Genomic DNA, 17,034 nt, shown 5'->3' with positions numbered 1-17,034 from the left:
GATCCCGAGGAGTGCAGAATCGTAAAAAAAGACGGTTTTGGAGAAAGCCTACTTTTTCCCTTCTTTCTGGTCCTGCAGCCTCATCTCACCCAGTTTCTCTTTCAGCTTCGTATCCTTTTCCACCTTTTCGAACATGTCCTTGTACTGCTGGTAGGTGTATCCGTACTTTTTCGCCACTTCCTCGACCTTGGCCTTGTCAAGCTCCGGATTGGGCAGATTGATTTCCAGCTCAATTTTGGCGTAGTCTTCCAGGCTCATTTCCTTCTTCATGGTACATGATACGGCAAGAACTGAAACCACCATCATGATAAGTAGTATCTTGAAAAACCGCATACAGCCTCCTCGGTAAACTGATGTATAAATTCCACGCGGCATGGAACGGCGCCGCCCTGTGACAATAGGTATGGCTACTGTTTGTATTATGTCAAGGATAAATCCGTGACCCTGAAGGCTCTCCGGCGCGTCATGGCGGTTATTTATTTGAATAGACCACGTTACCGTTGCAGATGGTATATTCCACGGACCCGAACAGCTCCTTTCCGAGGAAGGGGGAATTCTTGCACTTTGAGAGCATGAATTCCTCGTTTATCATTACCTTCTTTTCCGGGTCGATTATCGTCACATCGGCGATGCCGCCGATTTTCAACTCTCCGCGGTTGATCTTCAGAATACGCGCCGGATTGACGGTCACCTTTTCAAAGGCCTCAAAATAGGAAAATCCGTTGTCCCTTACCAGGACGGAGATAATGAGGGGCACCGTCGTTTCAAGGCCGACGATGCCGAAGGGAGCGTACTCGAGCTCCTGCATCTTCTCATTGGGAGAATGGGGAGCATGGTCCGACGCGATGACGTCGATGATTCCCCTCTTGAGCCCAGCGATAATGGCCTTCCGGTCATCCTCGGTCCTGAGGGGGGGCTTCATCTTCGCCATGGAGAGGTATTCCGCCACGGCCGCATCGGTGAGGGAAAAGTAGTGCGGCGCCGTCTCGCAGGTTACCCTGATGCCGTCGCTCTTGGCGCGCCGTATGATCTCGACCGACCCCCCCGATGAGACGTGGGCGACATGGAGGCGTCCCCCCGCCAGGCGGGTGAGGATCACGTCCCGCGCGATCATCACCTCTTCCGCCTCCCGGGGAATTCCCTTGAGGCCCAGGAACATCGAATTTTTCCCTTCGTTCATGATGCCGTCGTCGGTAAGGTCGAGGTCCTCCGAATGGGTCATGATGGGCACGTCGAACATGCGGGAATACTCGAGGGCGCGGCGCATGAGGTTCGAGCTCCTGACCGGCAGGCCGTCGTCGGTGAAACCCACGGCGCCGGCGTTGATCAGCTCGCCCATCTCCGATATTTCCTCGCCCTTCAGGCCCTTGGTGATGGTCGCCGCAGGGAAAACATTGATCGGTCCCTTTTCAGCTTCCAGCTTGATGAACCGCACCAGGGCCTGGTTGTCGATGACGGGATCGGTATTGGGCATGGTGCAGACCGACGTGAATCCGCCCTTGGCCGCGACCTTCGACCCGCTGTAAATGGTTTCGACGTCCTCGCGCCCCGGCTCCCGGAAATGCACGTGCATGTCGATGAGGCCCGGCAGCACCAGGCAGCCGCCGGCGTCGATGACGCCGTAATCGTCACGTACGGCAATGCCGCGGGAAATGTCCGCGATGGTCTCGTCTTCGATGAGTATGTCCAGCGTGTCATCGGTCCGTGAGGCGGGGTCGATGACACGGCCGTTTTTAATTGCTATTTTCAAGGGAACCTCATTCCTCGCTCATTTCCTCCAGGGGCGCCCCTCCCGCCAGGAGATAGAATATCGCCATCCGCACCGCCACCCCGTTGGTGACCTGCTCGTTGATTATTGTCTTGGGGCTGCTCATGACGGCGTCGTCGATCTCAATGCCCCTGTTCACCGGGCCCGGATGCATCACGATGACGTCGTTTCTGCACCGCCGGAAACGCTCGTCGGTGAGGGCGAACTGCCGGTGATACTCCCGCAGCGACGGGAAGTGTGAGCCCTTCTGCCGCTCCTTCTGGATCCGGAGCAGGTTGACGACGTCAAGCTCCGGCAGGAGGGAGTCCAGATTATAGCTGATCTCGACGCCATAGTGCTTGAAAACATCCGGGATCAGGGTCGGCGGGCCGCAGAGGGTGACCTTCGCCCCGAGCTTCTTGAACACCTCCACGTCCGAGCGGGCCACGCGGGAGTGCTTGATGTCGCCGATGACGCCGATATGAAGCCCCTCCATGGTTCCCTGTTCCAGGATGCCCAGTTGTTCCATGATGGAATAGGCGTCGAGCAGCCCCTGAGTCGGGTGGGCGTGGAACCCGTCGCCGGCGTTGATGACCGAAGCCTTGATGTTACGGGATAAAAAATGCGGCGCCATTGACGCCGCATGTCTCATTACAATGTAATCCACCTTCATGGCCTCTAAGGTATGGACCGTGTCGATGAGGGACTCTCCCTTTACGACGCTCGAGGTCGACACCGCGAAATTGATCAGGTCGGCCGAGAGCCGCTTGGCGGCAAGATCAAAGCTCAGCCGCGTCCTCGTCGACGGCTCGTAAAAGAGGGTACAGACCGATTTCCCCCGTAATACGGGAACGCTCTTCACTGACCGGGTAAAAATATCCTTGAAATACTTGGCAGACCTGCAGATAAGAAGAATCTCCTCTACAGATAACGATTGAATATCAAGGAGATCTTTACGCTTGAGGGAATTCATATTAAAACCTGATAGTTAATGCACAGGGCAAAATTGTCAAATTATTTATCGCTGTGGCAATATTTTTTTAACCCCGATGCTATTACAGCCTGCCCTGGTCCACGGTAATGGGGCTTCCCATGTCTATCAACGAGTATCTCCCCTTTTTAAATGATCCGGAATTTGCCACCAGGCAATCATTGAAGCGCTCCACGCCGTAGGCTTCATGGATATGGCCCGCAAGACAGAGATCGACCCTGTTTTGTTCGATAAATGCCCTGATAGCCCTGCTTCCTCCCCTGATGCCTATGAAGGTCCTGTCCCGCAGGCGATGCGGCGGGGCATGGGACACGAGAACCGACGCGGACGCCCCCGCAATCTGCCGGAACCCCGCTGTCAGCAAGTCATTGTATTCTTCCTCGGAATATTCACTGGCCGTGTTCATCGGCGTCTGGTTCGACCCTCCGACTCCGAAGAAGCCGATGCCGCCGATGATCCGTCCCCTTCCATGAAGACTGTATCCCCTCCCTTCCAGCAATGAGCAAACCTCCCTCCTGTCCCAGTTCCCGTGAACGCCCACGATGTTTCCCGTATATCGCTCGATTCGGGAAAGGACATCTTCCGCCGATTTCCAGTCTCCTCCCTTGCCGAGATCGCCGCAGATGACAACGAGATCGGCCGACCTGATCAGATCAGCGGCATCGTCAAAGTATTTCATATCTCCATGGATATCGGCGATGGCTAGTATTTTCATATGTGGGATAGTATGACTCGATATATAAAAAATTCAACCAATTATTCATCAATTATTTTATACTTGCAATTATGACGCTCATACCGGTACAACGACACCAGGACAATCCTTCGAGAAACGTCATGTATATCGATTCCCACGCACATTTTGACCTGATCCTTGAAGACTCGCCGATTGATGAAAACGCTCTCATGAAGCATCTGGGCGAAAACAGTATTTCCCGGGTGGTGCAGGCCTCCATCGACATGGCCAGTTCCCGGTGGTCCCGCGACTTCGCCGTGCGCCGGTCCTCCAATGGCATGGTATTTACCGTTGGCATACACCCCTCTTCCCCTGCCCCTGTCGCGGAACTCGAGGAACTGGAAAAACTTGCCGTTTCAATACTTAACGGCCCTGACGCAAAGCTGCTTTTCGGCATCGGCGAATGCGGCCTCGATTTCTACCGGATGCGCCGGCCGAAGGAGGAGCAGGAGCGATCATTCCGCTTCCAGATCGGCCTGGCGAACAGACTGGGGATGCCCCTGATCGTGCACTCCCGCGACGCCATGGAGGAAACCCTGGCCATCCTCCGGGAATCGTGCAGAACCGGCGGCGTCATCCACTGCTTTTCCGGCGACAGGGACTCCGCCAGGCAATGCATGGACCTGGGCTTCTACATCTCCTTCGCGGGCAATGTCACCTACCGGGCCGCGGTGAATCTTCATGACGCGGCCGCCTATGTACCCCTGGACCGGCTCCTTGTCGAGACCGACGCCCCTTTCCTGACGCCGGTGCCGCTGCGGGGAAAGCAGAACAGGCCGGATTACATCATTCATACATACCGGTTCATCGCCGAGCTGCGCGGCGAGCCCGTAGAGAGCATCGCGGAGGCCGCGCAAAAAAATGTAACGGAGTTACTGAACCATGAGGCCAAAAAAGTTCAAATCTGATTTCCTGGTGATCGGAAGCGGCATCGCGGGCCTTGCCTTCGCCATCAAGGCATCGCGCTTCGGATCGGTGAACATCGTAACGAAAAAAAAGGACTTCGATTCCAACACCAACTACGCCCAGGGGGGAATCGCCTCGGTTCTCTCCCCGGAAGACTCCTTCGAAAAGCACATTGAAGACACGATAAAAGCGGGCGCGGGCCTCGGCGATCGCAAGACCATCGAGATCCTGGTGCGGTCCGGCCCGGAACGGATCAGGGAGCTGATGGAATGGGGCACCCAGTTTTCAGAGAAAGACGGCCCCGGCGGCACGATCCTTGACCTCGGCCGGGAAGGGGGCCATTCCAAAAACCGCATCGTCCACGCCCAGGACCTCACCGGCCAGGAAGTGGAGCGGGCCCTGTTGCAGAAAGTTTCCGAGATAAAGAATATCCAGCTCTTTGAGGACCATACCGGCGTTGACCTTCTGACCGAGCACCAGCTGAAGGTGAAGCCTTCGAAACGGGCCGCCATCCACTGCTACGGGGCCTACATTCTCGACAACACCACCGGCATGGTGAACACCTTCAACGCAAAGATGACCCTCCTCGCCACGGGAGGCGTGGGCCAGGTCTACCTCCACACCACGAACCCGGAGATCGCCACCGGCGACGGCATAGCCATGGCCTACCGTGCCGGGGCCCTCATCGCGGACATGGAATTCATCCAGTTCCATCCCACCGCCCTCTACAGCACAAAGCAGAGCGGCCCCTGTTTTCTCATCAGCGAGGCGGTCCGCGGGGAAGGGGCGATCCTCGTCAACAGGCGGGGGGAGCGATTCATGGAGCAGATCCATCCCCTCAGGGACCTGGCGCCCCGGGACATCGTGGCCCGCGCCATAGATATGGAGCTGAAGAAGCACGGTGTCACCAACGTCTATCTCGACATCACGAGCAAGAGCAAGAAGTTCCTCATGCAGCGGTTCCCCCACATCTACGCCCAGTGCCTTGAAGAGGGGATCGACATGTCGAAGGAGCCGGTACCGGTGGTGCCGGCGGCCCATTACCTCTGCGGCGGCGTTGTGAGCGACTACGACGGCAAAACATCGATCGAAAACCTCTACGTGTCCGGCGAATCGTCCTGCACCGGCGTCCATGGCGCCAACCGCCTGGCCAGCAATTCCCTCCTGGAGGGGATCGTCTTTTCCCACCGGGCCTTTCTGCGGGCAGAGGAGCACCTCGGGCAATTCGACAAGAAGCGCGTTATCCCGGAATTCCCCAACTGGAACAAGGCCGGGACCTTTGACCTCGAGGAGTGGGTCCTGGTGCAGCACGACATCGAGGACGTGAAGCGCCTCATGTGGGACTACGTGGGGATCGTCCGGTCCGACAAGCGTCTCCAGAAGGCGCACAAGCGCATCCTGATGCTCGCCGACGATATCCACGATTACTACAAGAAGAGCACCATTTCATCCCGCATCGTGGAGCTCCGCAACCTCGCCACCGTGGCCAAGCTCATCATACGAAGCGCCCTGGCCCGGAAGGACAGCATCGGCCTCCATTACAATTCGGACCATCCCCTCCCGGGGAAGCGACAGGTCAATGTAGTCCTCCAGGCCGACCATGAGCCGAGGCTCCTGAAGCTGGAACGGTCCTGAATGAAGGGTCCTGTCGAGATAAGGCCGGTGCGGATCGACGACCTGAGGAAGGTCTTTCTCCTGGGCCGCGAATTCTTCACCCGTCGCCACTCGCCGATCCTCCAGGACTGGAACGAGACCAGCCTTGCCGATTGCCTTGCCGGGAACCGGGGGCTCGGCCTGGTAGCCGTGACAAAGAAGAGCGTCGCCGGCTTTCTCATCGCATCCCTCGACGAGGGAGACGGCGTTCAAACCGCCACGATCCGGTGGCTCTGCGCCGACCCGTCAAGGCCGGCCGGCCTGATGGAGGGCTTGCTCAGGGAATTCAAATCATTACTCGCCGGAAGGCATATCGAAAAAATATTAATCGCCCTTCCCGAAGGAAATTCCGAATTAATCGAGTATTACCGGAATTTTGGCTTTACTGAATCAAATCGATTTATAATTATGGAGAACTTTTTACCGAAATGATCATGAGTGACGCCTTTTCCGCACGGGAGGCGGCAATCGATTTTTTGGAAACCAATAAAAAAAAGAGGCGCCCGGCGAAGCCGGCGCCGCGGGTAGCGCCATGAAGCTGAAACTGGTAGAAAAAAACAATCCCGAGTCCCTGGTCTCCCAGGTGGGCAGCGCCGTCCCCCCCTCGGGGATACGCGAGTTCTTTGATATCGTCTATTCCACGCCGGACTGCATTTCCCTGGGCGTGGGGGAGCCGGATTTTGTCACGCCCTGGCGCATATCGGACAGCGGCATCTTCGCCATCAAGGACGGCAACACCCATTACACCCCGAACCGCGGCCTGCCGGACCTGCGCGACCTCATTGTCGAGTACATCGCCGCGCACTACAAGGTCAATTACGACCCGGACACGGAGCTCATCGTCACCATGGGCGTTAGCCAGGGCCTCGACCTCGCCCTGCGGAGCATCCTGAATCCCGGCGACGAGGTGATAATCTTCGAGCCCTGCTATGTCTCCTATACCGCCAACGTGTCGCTCCTGCACGCGAAGCCGGTCATCATACCGACCTACCAGAAGGACCGCTTCAAGATCGACCTGGACCTCCTGAAAAAAAGCGTCACCCCTAAAACAAAGGCAATCATGCTCAACTACCCGTCAAATCCAACGGGATCCACCATTGACCGGGCCACCCTTGAGCAGGTGGCGGAGCTGGCCATGAGCCGTAACCTCATAGTCCTCAGCGACGAGATATACTGCGCCCTCTCCTACGACCGCGACCACTTTTCCATAGCCTCCATTCCGGAGATGAAATCGCGCACCATCTACCTGAACGGCTTTTCAAAGTCCCATGCCATGACGGGGTGGCGCCTCGGCTATGTGGGGGGGCCGAAGTTCCTCATCGATATAATGATGAAGATCCACCAGTACACGGCCCTCTGCGCGTCGTCCATGGCCCAATACGCCGCCATCGAGGCGCTCCGGAAAGGAGAGAAAGACGTTACCGCCATGAGGAAGGAGTACCTGAAGCGGAGGAACTTCATATCGGGCAGGTTCAACGAGATCGGCCTTGACTGCCTTGTCCCGGAGGGGGCCTTCTATGTCTTTCCCGACGTTTCGGGCACCGGCCTTTCGGGCAGGGATTTCGCGCTGCAGCTCCTGGCCGCGGAAAAGGTCGCCGTGGTGCCCGGCAGGGCCTTCGGCGAGTGCGGCGAACGCCATGTCCGCTGCTCCTACGCCACGTCAATGGATAACCTCAGGGAGGCGATGACGCGGATCGAGCGGTTCGCGAAAAGCCTGAAATGACCGGCCATGGTACTGCTGATTGACGGCTTCAACCTGATGTACAAGTTCCCGGACCTGGAGGAGAAGATGCTCCTCGGGCAGCTCAACGAGGCCCGGGCGGGCCTCCTGGACCGGCTGAAGGAATTCCAGAAAATCAGGAAATCCAGGATACGGGTGGTCTTTGACGGGAAGAAAAACCCCTCCCACAATGTCCGCAGCGAGCGGGTCGCCACTATCGACGTGTACTACTCCCTCGATTATTCCGCCGACTTTCTCATCAAGGAATTCATCAAGAAAGACCCGAACCCGAAGATGAGCACCGTGGTGACCTCCGACAAGGACATCCTCTTTTACGTCAACCGGTTCAAGGCGCAGACCATGACGAGCGAAAAGTTCGCCGATTTCCTCACGAAGACCATTGAAGATCATTACGCCGAGGTCCTGCCCGAAAAGGAGGACAATCCCGCCGTGTCAGACGAGGAGATTTCTTTCTGGGAGAGACTTTTTACAAAAAAAGGTAAAAAGTTGTAGGCTATTTCCCGAGCTTTTTATCGAAAAAGGCGAAAACCTCCGGCACCAGGCTGCCCCAGTACTTCCAGTCATGGCCGGCGCCCTTGCTTTTCTCACTGTCCACGACAACTTCATACCCGCCCTTGTCTGCGGCGAGCTGCATCAGGCGGTCTGCCAGCATTGTTGTCTGCGGCGGCGGCACCACCCCGTCATTGGTCCCATGCCCGAGGAATACCGGCGTTTTTTTGAGATTTTCCGCCAGCTTGATGATATTGACTTCCTCCTCCCAGCGCTCTTTATTGGACTCATAATATCCGTATACGGAAATGAGGAGCCGGTCGTTCTTTATCGATTCTGAATCGTAGTCCCCGGAGAGGCCCGCGGCCGCCCCGAATATTTTCCTGTGCTGGGCAGCCAGGAGAACGGCCCCCCGGGCGCCGGTGGATATGCCGAATATGCCGGTGGTGCCGCGGTCCTTGGCGAGGCCGAAATTCTTCTTCAGAAATTCGATCAGGGTCTTTGATATGAATACCCCTCCCGGCTGGGGCGCCCACCTGTTCACCGTCTCCGGGAAATACCGTGACTCGTACAGTGTCGTGGTCATGGCTGGACAGGCCAGGACAAAGCCGTAGCGGTCCGCGTACTCGGTAACGGGCGTGCCGTTTTCCCAGTCGCTCGGCTGCTGCCGGTAGCCGTGGAGCACAATAAGGGTCCGGGCCTTTGAGCCGCCTGTATAATTCTTCGGAAAATAGATCTGGACGAGGCCCCGGCCCTTGACCGAGCCTTCTTCATATTCGACTTTAACGTTCCGAAGCCACCGTCCCGGTTTTATGTCATAGGGGGATTTTTCCTCTTTTCCTGCGGACAAAGAGGAAATGGCCATGATTAAAATAATTGAAAAAAAAAGTGTGTGTTTCACGGTGGGCACCTCGTTACCGGTACAAGCTAGATGATGGAGTTACAGGAATGCTTCGGGGCATTTTTTTCAAGAAGTATTTATAGGATTGATGAATCCTCTCTCATCCAGTCAATCTTACATAAAAAGACAACTTGAGTCAGATGTTTTTCATATAAATTAACAACGAATTTGACATCTCATTTTTTCGACGTGATAAATAATAAATTGCCTGAATTTGCTCAAAAACGAGCAAAACAAGGTGCGCTGATCAGGATGATCGAGTGCAGAGCCGCGACAGGAAGTCGCAAAAAGGCTCTGCTTTTGCGTGAAGCGAGGATGGTCCACGATGGACCTTCCGCAGCAAAACAATCGACATCAATAACTGACAAACGAAACGAGAAAAAAATGTGATATCAAATTCGCTAATATTATATTTAGTAACAAAGCCTGACTCAAATATATAAATACTTCGGCCCTAATTATTGCCCGGGAAAAATTAAAAAAATATTGACTTTAAACATCATTTATATTACTATATCTATATATATTGATATAGTAATATTATACAGTGCGTCACACTATAAAACCGGTAGGCAAGAAACATTTGCATTTTCTTAACCACCTGCACTATCATGAATTGAACGTGCCGATCATTGTTATTACTGTTGAAACATAACTTATTAGCAGGCGGTAACAGGCCATGAATCCATTTTTATCAATGCTCACGCAGGGTAAAGCGATCCTCTTCGACGGCGCCATGGGCACCATGATCTACGACAAGGGGATATACATAAACCAGTGCTTCGACAACCTCAACCTGACTCAGACGGGCCTTATTAAGGAAATTCACGAGGAATACGTCAAGGCCGGCTGCGACGTGGTGGAGACCAACACCTTCGGCGCCAACAGGGTGAACCTGGCCAAGTACGCCCTGGCCGACAGGGTCCGCGACATCAATATCGCCGGCGCCGGAATTGCCCGCTCCGCCGCGGGTTCCGCCGTACTGGTGGCCGGTTCCATGGGACCCCTGTCGACCAATGTGGAGCCCCTGGGCGCGGTGACCTGTACCGAGGCTGAGGAGGCATACCGCGAGCAGGCGGAGGCCCTTATAGAGGGCGGAGTGGACCTTCTCATCCTTGAGACCTTTGACCAGCTGGATATGCTCGAAGCAGCCCTTGGTGCGGTCCTCCCGGGAAAAAAAGTGCCCGTCATCACCCAGGTATCGGTCAACGAGGACGGCAGGACCACCTACGGCACCTCCCTGGAGCAGGCGGTCCGGTTCCTGAACGGGACCGATGCCGACGTCATTGGCCTGAACTGCACCGTCGGTCCCGCTCCCATGCTCGATCTTCTTAAAAAAATGGTCCGCCTGACGGACAAGCCCGTATCGGTCCAGCCCAACGCGGGCTATCCCCGCCACGTCGGGGGCCGCAACATCTACATGACCACCCCCGAATACCTGTCCGAATACGCGGTGCAGTTCCTGAATAGCGGCGCCAGCATCATCGGCGGATGCTGCGGCACCACGCCGAAACACATACGGGCCATGAAGCAGGCCATAAAGTCCCGATACCCTGAGAAGCGGGATACGGTGGTGGAGGAAACATCCGGCCGCGACACGGTGGAAACAATCCCCCTAGAGAAAAAGTCCGCCCTGGGGGCCAAGCTCGCCCGGGGGGAATTCGTGGTCTCCGTTGAGATAACGCCGCCCCGGGGCTGCGACGCGGCCGCGGTGGTCGATTCAGCGAAGCTCCTGAAGCAGAACGGCATCGACGCCGTGAACATCCCCGACGGCCCCCGCGCATCCGCGCGGCTGGCGCCCATGCCCCTGGCGATACTGCTGGAGCGCGAGGCGGGGATAGAGACCGTGCTCCACTATACCTGCCGGGACCGTAACATCATCGGCATGCAGTCCGATTTTCTCGGAGCCTACGCCGCGGGCCTCAGGAACGTCCTCATTATTACCGGTGACCCGCCGAAGCTCGGGGATTACCCGAACGCGACGGCGGTGTTCGACCTCGACTCCATCGGACTGGTCAGAGTGGTCCGGGACCTCAACCACGGCCATGATATCGGCCGCCATCCCATCGGCACACCCACGGGCTTCCTGATAGGCGTGGGCGCCAACCCCGGCTTCGAGGACCAGAAAAGGGAGATCGAGCGTCTCTTCCAGAAAAAGGAAGCGGGCGCGGAGTTTGTGATCACCCAGCCGGTCTTTGATATCGCCCAGTTCGAAGCCTTCATGAAGAGCATCGACGGCCTCGGCATCCCGGTGATAGCGGGGCTCTGGCCCCTGGTGTCCCACCGAAACGCCGAGTTCATGAACAACGAAGTGCCGGGGGTCGTAGTGCCGCAGTCCATCCTCGAAAGGATGCGCAGGGCCGGAACGGGACCTGAGGCGGTCAAAGAGGGGATCGCCATAGCGCGGGAACTGCTGGATGACATGAGAGGCATGATACAGGGGGTGCAGATATCGGCCCCCTTCGGCCGCGTCCAGTACGCCCTTGACGTGCTGAAGGGGTAAAGCGATGAGCGGCGGCACTGCATTTCTTCAATATCTCGGGGAGCGCGCGGTCCTGGTACTGGACGGAGCCATGGGCACCGAGATACAGGAGCTCTCCCTCGCCGACAGCGCCTGGGGAGGGCGCCCGGGCTGCAACGAGGCCCTGAACCTGTCCGCGCCGGACGCCATCAGGAATATTCACCGCGCCTATCTGGCGGCAGGGGCCGATGTCATAGAGACCAACACCTTCGGCGCATCAGCGGCGGTTCTCTCGGAATACGGCCTCGGCGCCGAGGCCCGGGCCGTGGCCCGGGCGGCGGCGACGATCGCACGCGAAGCGGCGGCCGACATAAAGGAACGTCCATGCTTCGTCGCAGGCTCACTCGGTCCGGGGACGAAACTTCCCTCATTGGGCCACACGGACTTCGACGGGATCTATGACGCATACCTTCCGGCCATCCAGGGTTTACTTGACGGCGGCATAGATCTTTTTCTTCTCGAGACCTGCCAGGACCCGCTCCAGATCAAGGCCTGCCTCTGCGCCATCAGGGACGCCCAGTCTGAGCGGCGCCTGAATATTCCCGTGGCGGCCAGCGTCACCGTTGAGACCACGGGAACGCTCCTCGTCGGCACCGAGGTACTGGCCGCAGTGGCGATCCTGGCGGCGCTCCCGGTCGATATCCTCGGCATCAACTGCGCCACCGGACCGTCCCAGATGGCGCCCCACGTGCAGGAGCTCTGCCGGACCTTCCCCGGGCCGGTCCTGGTCATGCCCAACGCCGGCCTTCCAACGAACGTCAACGGCTCCCTGGTCTATACCCTGGAGCCGGAGGCCTTCGCAGAAGAGCTCCGGAAGTTCGTCACACAGTACGGCGTGAGCCTCGTCGGAGGCTGCTGCGGAACCTCCCCCGACCATATCAGGGCCCTGAAAAAAGCCCTTGCCGGCGTCCGTCCGGCGGGCCGCGCGATGGAATCAGTTCCCGGCGTGGCGAGCCTCTACCGCTTCCAGGAGCTCCGCCAGGAGCCGGCGCCTTTTTTCGTGGGAGAGCGCGCCAACACCAACGGCAGCAGGCAGTTCCGCGAATATCTCCTGGCCGAGAACTGGGACGGCATGGTAGAGATCGGGAAAAACCAGGTCCGGTCAGGGGCCCACGCCGTGGACCTCTGCGTGGCCTACGCCGGCCGCGATGAAATTGCCGATATCGTCAGGATGGCGCCCCGCTTCGCCCTGGAGGTGCCGCTGCCCCTGGTCATCGACTCCACAAGCCCGGCCGTCATCGAGGCGGCCCTCAAGCGCTACGGCGGCCGCGCCATCATCAATTCCATAAACCTGGAGGAAGGGGAAGAAAGGACCCGCCGCGTCTGCGCACTGGCGCGGCGCTACGGAGCGGCCGTCATCGCCCTTACCATAGACGAGGAGGGCATGGCCAAAACCGCGGAAAAGAAGCTCGCCGTGGCCCGGAGGCTTTTTAACATAGCCACGGAAGAAGGCCTCGCGCCGTCCGACCTGATCTTCGACCCCCTGACCTTTACCCTGGGTAGCGGCGACGAAACGCTGAAAACAGCGGCCATCGAAACGCTCCGGGGGATCGGGCTCATCAAGGAAGCCCTTCCCGGCGTGTTCACACTCCTTGGCCTTTCCAATATATCCTTCGGCCTGAACCCGCGGTCGCGGCAGATACTGAACTCGGTGTTTCTCTACCGCGCCGTCCAGGCCGGCCTGGACCTGGCCATTGTCAATGTGGCCCAGATCATTCCGGTGAACCGCATCGACGAGGCCGATCTGAAAATGGCGCTGAACCTAATCGACAACGCCGGTCCGGGCAATCCCCTTCTCGAATTCATAGGGCATTTCGAAAGTCGGACCGCCGTCATCGAGGATAACGACAGAGCGTCTGAAGAATCGTTGCGCCCGGAGGACCTGTTGCGGAAGCGCCTCATCGAAGGCTCCAGGGCCGGCCTTGAAGAGCTGCTGGAGCGTCTCCTTGGCGCCATCCCTCCGGCTGAAATCATCAACGCCATCCTGGTGCCGGCCATGAAGCAGGTGGGAGAGCTCTTCGGCAGCGGCAGGATGCAGCTTCCCTTTGTGCTGCAGTCCGCCGAGGTCATGAAACGGTCCGTGGACTACCTGACCCCCCGCATGGACAAGATCGAATCAACGCGGAAAAGCAGCATCGTCCTGGCCACGGTGAAGGGCGACGTCCATGACATAGGAAAGAACCTGGTGGACATCATCCTGTCGAACAACGGGTTCCAGGTCCACAACCTGGGCATCCGGGTCGATATCGAGGAGATAATAAACAAGGCCAGGGAAACGGGCGCCGACGCCATCGGCATGAGCGGGCTCCTGGTAAAATCGACCCAGGTCATGAGGGAAAACCTTGAATTCATGAAGGCCCAGGGCCTCGATATCCCGGTGCTCCTGGGCGGTGCCGCCCTGACCCGGAGCTATGTGATGGAAACCTGCGATCCGATCCTGGAGTCGCCGGTCCTCTACTGCGAGGACGCCTTCAAGGGTTTCCGCGCCATGACCCTGCTGAAGGAGGGGAAGCTGGCTGAATACGGCGAGGCTGAAAAAATCCGTTACGCCTCAACGGTGAGGCCGCCCCGTCAGGTTGCCTCGGAGGATGCGGATACCCTGGCGCCGGCCCCATCCATACCGAAACCCCCCTTCCGGGGAGGCGTGGTGCTGGACTCGATCACGACCGAATCGATCTTTCCGTACCTGAACGAACGTGCGCTTTTCAGGGCGCGATGGAGCTTCCGCAGCCGCGGCCTTGAACCGGATGATTTTGATGCTCTTATAAGGAAAGAGGCGGTTCCGGCACTCGAGGAGATGAAGGAGCGCCTTCTCAGGGAAAAGATCCTCTCGCCCCGGGCGGCATATGGCTACTGGCCCTGCCTGTCCGACGGCGACACGGTACGGGTCCTGGACCCGGCTGACAGTGCTTCGACAATTGGGCTGTTCCATTTTCCCCGGCAGAAAAGACCGCCCTTCCGATCCATTGCGGATTACTTCCTGCCGAAAGGGAGCGGTGTCACCGACCTGGTCGCCCTGCAGGCGGTGACCATCGGCCCCGGCCTGGACGCGCTGGTCCATGGTCTTTACGAGGCCGGGGAATACCGTGATTACCTCTTCTACCACGGCCTCGGCGTGGAGCTGGCGGAGGCCATGGCCGAGATGGTGAACGCCAGGATCGGCTCAGAGCTGGGTTTACGCAGCAGCGAGCCATCCACTCCCGCGGGACGGGGACTGCGCTATTCCTTCGGCTATCCCTCCTGCCCGAGCCTTGACGACAACAGGACGCTTTTGGATATCCTCGGGGCCGACCGCATCGGCATAACCACGGTGGAAAGCGGCGGGATGGTGCCTGAGCAATCCACCAGCGCCTTCATCGTCCACCATCCCGGGGCCCGGTATTTCATCATATAGCGAAACCCTTCCGGTTTAAATATACCCGCCTTCCTTGAAGCTGTAATAGGAGGCGTTGGTGACAATGACATGGTCCAGCACCGGGATACCCACGATCTTTCCCGCGTCCACCAGGCGCTGCGTGGTGTGGATGTCCTCCCGCGACGGCGTGAGCTCCCCCGTCGGATGATTGTGGGCCACGATCACCGCTGCCCCGCCCTCGCGAATGGCGTCCCTGAACACCTCCCGCGGGTGTACGATCGCCTCCGATATGGTGCCGGCCGATATCATAGTGTTTTTCAGGAGCCTGTTCTTGTTGTTCAGGATGAGGACCCGAAACTCCTCCCGGTCGAGGCAGGCCATGTGGGGCAGGAGGACCTCCCATACCGCTCCCGGCGAATCGAGATGGCGGGACGCGCCGGGCCTGGCCACGGCGCGCCGCCCCATTTCGAAGGCCGCGTGGATCCGCACGGCCTTGGTGAAGCCGATGCCCCGGAGCCGGGCTATTTCCCTGATGCCCGCCGAGGCCAGGCCCCCGAGGCTCCCGAAGCTCTTCAGCATTTCCGTGGAAAGGTCGACCACGTCATGGCCCTTTGTCCCGGTTCCCACCATGACGGCAAGGAGCTCATGGTCCGAAAGGACCCTGATGTCCGCACCTTCCCGGCACTTCTGCACCGGCAGGAGATAGTGCTCAAAAACCGTATTGTTATTTATGTTCTGTTCCATATGTAGATAAACGAATGGATGCAAAAAAAATAAAAAATTTACGGGAAAAAGCGCATATGACCGATCCGCGATGACGGGTATCCCGTTCAATACAGGCGTATCCGTTCACGCCCTCCTCACCATAACCGCTTGAACTCCGCAAGGTATTCGGAGGCGATCTTTTTATTGTCGATAATGAGGATATTCTCGTCATTGGACCTGTTGGCGTTCCGGGAATAGTTGTACGATCCCATGATCACCCGTTCGCCGTCAATGATTATGACCTTGTGGTGCATGGCCCCGCGGTTGCGGTCCAGCCTGACGGGAATTCCTTCCAGCTTCATCTTCACGTACTGGGAATGACCGGTTTTGGCGCCGCGCCGTTCGAATATGCCCTCCACGGCGACCCCGGACCTGGATTTCTTTATCATCATTTCCCCTATGCCTGCGCTGGTGAAGGAAAAAGCCATGAAATGGATCGACGTCTTCGCCTTTTCCAGGCGCTTGAGAATGATCCGCTCAACGTTGTCTTCCGGAGCGAAATAGGCGTTTATGTCCGTGTCCTCTATTTTCACATAATAGCTCTTCCTGAGCTCCGCGAAGGGGCCCCGCTCCTTCCGGTTTCCGAATATTTCCTCGTCGAACATTTCCAGGAATTCTTTTTTATAGATATCTGCCAGGAGCGGTGAAGATATCAATAGGGCGTTATTGTTGTTTTTCACCGAATCATTTACCGTGGCGTTATAGGACCCGGTCCAGAGGTAGGCGCCGTCTATGACGGCGAATTTATTGTGCATGAGGCCGCGCCGTCGCGGGGGGTCGGCGATCACCGTTATGCCGGAATCTTCCAGCTTTTTCATGAAACGGCTCCCCCTCCCTTTTTTTCTTCCCATGGTATCGTATTCACACACGAGCTTGACGTCCACGCCGCGCCGCCGCGCCGCCACAAGGGCGTCCACGACCTTCGGCGAGGAAATCTCGTAAAAAGCGCCGTAAAAGAATTTTTCCGCCTTCCCGATGATCGATACCAGCCCCGTTTCAGGGTTCACCGTGTTAGAGAGAAAAGCCGCTTTCCCGGGCGCGGTAAAATAGAGCTGCCACCAGCCTTTCCCGTCGCCTCCGGCCGGAATCGCCGCGACCAGAAGAATGACCAGAAAAAATGTTCTTACCATCTTATTCAGCATATGTTTTCCTTATATCACTGCGTCATCGAAGCATTAATAAGAGCGCATCCCGAAACCCGGGATGCACTTTAAAAAAGCCCTTCACAG

At 57.7% G+C, this 17,034-nt stretch carries 14 protein-coding genes; 7 read left to right on the top strand and 7 right to left on the bottom strand.

Annotated features, from left to right (window positions below):
- Positions 1-48 precede the first annotated feature (48 nt).
- From KA369_03475 to KA369_03460, 4 genes are all read right to left on the bottom strand, one after another.
- Entirely contained in the window at positions 49-333 is a 285-nt protein-coding gene (locus KA369_03475) for a hypothetical protein (protein MBP7735012.1), read from the bottom strand.
- A gap of 139 nt (positions 334-472) precedes the next feature.
- Positions 473-1,750, bottom strand: coding sequence for a dihydroorotase (locus tag KA369_03470; GenBank protein MBP7735011.1), 1,278 nt, complete (start codon positions 1,748-1,750; stop codon positions 473-475).
- Positions 1,751-1,757: 7 nt separating this feature from the next.
- Positions 1,758-2,720 carry an aspartate carbamoyltransferase catalytic subunit gene (locus KA369_03465; protein MBP7735010.1) on the bottom strand — a complete coding sequence of 321 codons (963 nt, stop codon included), beginning with the start codon at positions 2,718-2,720 and terminating at the stop codon, positions 1,758-1,760.
- A gap of 82 nt (positions 2,721-2,802) precedes the next feature.
- On the bottom strand, positions 2,803-3,417 hold the full coding sequence (locus KA369_03460; GenBank protein ID MBP7735009.1) for a metallophosphoesterase family protein: 615 nt from the start codon (positions 3,415-3,417) through the stop codon (positions 2,803-2,805).
- 158 nt (positions 3,418-3,575) lie between these two features.
- Between KA369_03460 and KA369_03455 the strand changes: the two genes are divergently transcribed.
- The 5 genes from KA369_03455 (at position 3,576) to KA369_03435 (ending at position 8,266) form a co-directional block, all read left to right on the top strand.
- Entirely contained in the window at positions 3,576-4,382 is an 807-nt protein-coding gene (locus KA369_03455; protein ID MBP7735008.1) for a TatD family hydrolase, read from the top strand.
- Positions 4,357-6,015 carry an L-aspartate oxidase gene (gene nadB / locus KA369_03450; GenBank protein MBP7735007.1) on the top strand — a complete coding sequence of 553 codons (1,659 nt, stop codon included), beginning with the start codon at positions 4,357-4,359 and terminating at the stop codon, positions 6,013-6,015. The genes KA369_03455 and nadB overlap by 26 nt, the downstream gene beginning before the upstream one ends.
- The gene (locus tag KA369_03445) at positions 6,016-6,465 is read left to right on the top strand and encodes a hypothetical protein (GenBank protein ID MBP7735006.1); all 450 of its coding nucleotides are present in this window, start codon (positions 6,016-6,018) and stop codon (positions 6,463-6,465) included.
- A gap of 100 nt (positions 6,466-6,565) precedes the next feature.
- The gene (locus KA369_03440) at positions 6,566-7,756 is read left to right on the top strand and encodes an aminotransferase class I/II-fold pyridoxal phosphate-dependent enzyme (protein MBP7735005.1); all 1,191 of its coding nucleotides are present in this window, start codon (positions 6,566-6,568) and stop codon (positions 7,754-7,756) included.
- A gap of 6 nt (positions 7,757-7,762) precedes the next feature.
- Entirely contained in the window at positions 7,763-8,266 is a 504-nt protein-coding gene (locus KA369_03435) for an NYN domain-containing protein (protein MBP7735004.1), read from the top strand.
- A gap of 1 nt (position 8,267) precedes the next feature.
- Here the strand turns inward: KA369_03435 and KA369_03430 are convergent, their stop codons facing one another.
- The gene (locus tag KA369_03430) at positions 8,268-9,164 is read right to left on the bottom strand and encodes a prolyl oligopeptidase family serine peptidase (GenBank protein ID MBP7735003.1); all 897 of its coding nucleotides are present in this window, start codon (positions 9,162-9,164) and stop codon (positions 8,268-8,270) included.
- 679 nt (positions 9,165-9,843) lie between these two features.
- Between KA369_03430 and KA369_03425 the strand changes: the two genes are divergently transcribed.
- A complete protein-coding gene (locus KA369_03425) occupies positions 9,844-11,667 on the top strand; it encodes a bifunctional homocysteine S-methyltransferase/methylenetetrahydrofolate reductase (protein ID MBP7735002.1) in 1,824 nt (607 codons plus the stop codon).
- Positions 11,668-11,671: 4 nt separating this feature from the next.
- The gene (gene metH, locus KA369_03420) at positions 11,672-15,079 is read left to right on the top strand and encodes a methionine synthase (protein MBP7735001.1); all 3,408 of its coding nucleotides are present in this window, start codon (positions 11,672-11,674) and stop codon (positions 15,077-15,079) included.
- A gap of 15 nt (positions 15,080-15,094) precedes the next feature.
- Here metH and radC read toward each other — a convergent pair whose 3' ends face one another.
- Both radC and KA369_03410 read right to left on the bottom strand, forming a co-directional pair.
- Positions 15,095-15,784 carry a DNA repair protein RadC gene (gene radC / locus KA369_03415; GenBank protein ID MBP7735000.1) on the bottom strand — a complete coding sequence of 230 codons (690 nt, stop codon included), beginning with the start codon at positions 15,782-15,784 and terminating at the stop codon, positions 15,095-15,097.
- 116 nt (positions 15,785-15,900) lie between these two features.
- Positions 15,901-16,947, bottom strand: coding sequence for a DUF1669 domain-containing protein (locus KA369_03410; protein ID MBP7734999.1), 1,047 nt, complete (start codon positions 16,945-16,947; stop codon positions 15,901-15,903).
- Positions 16,948-17,034: the final 87 nt, after the last annotated feature.

The organism is Spirochaetota bacterium, assembly GCA_017999915.1.
Taxonomy (GTDB): Bacteria; Spirochaetota; UBA4802; order UBA4802; family UBA5550; genus RBG-16-49-21.
The sequence above is the reverse complement of the archived record's forward strand: the minus strand, read 5'-3'. Positions and strand labels throughout refer to the sequence as shown.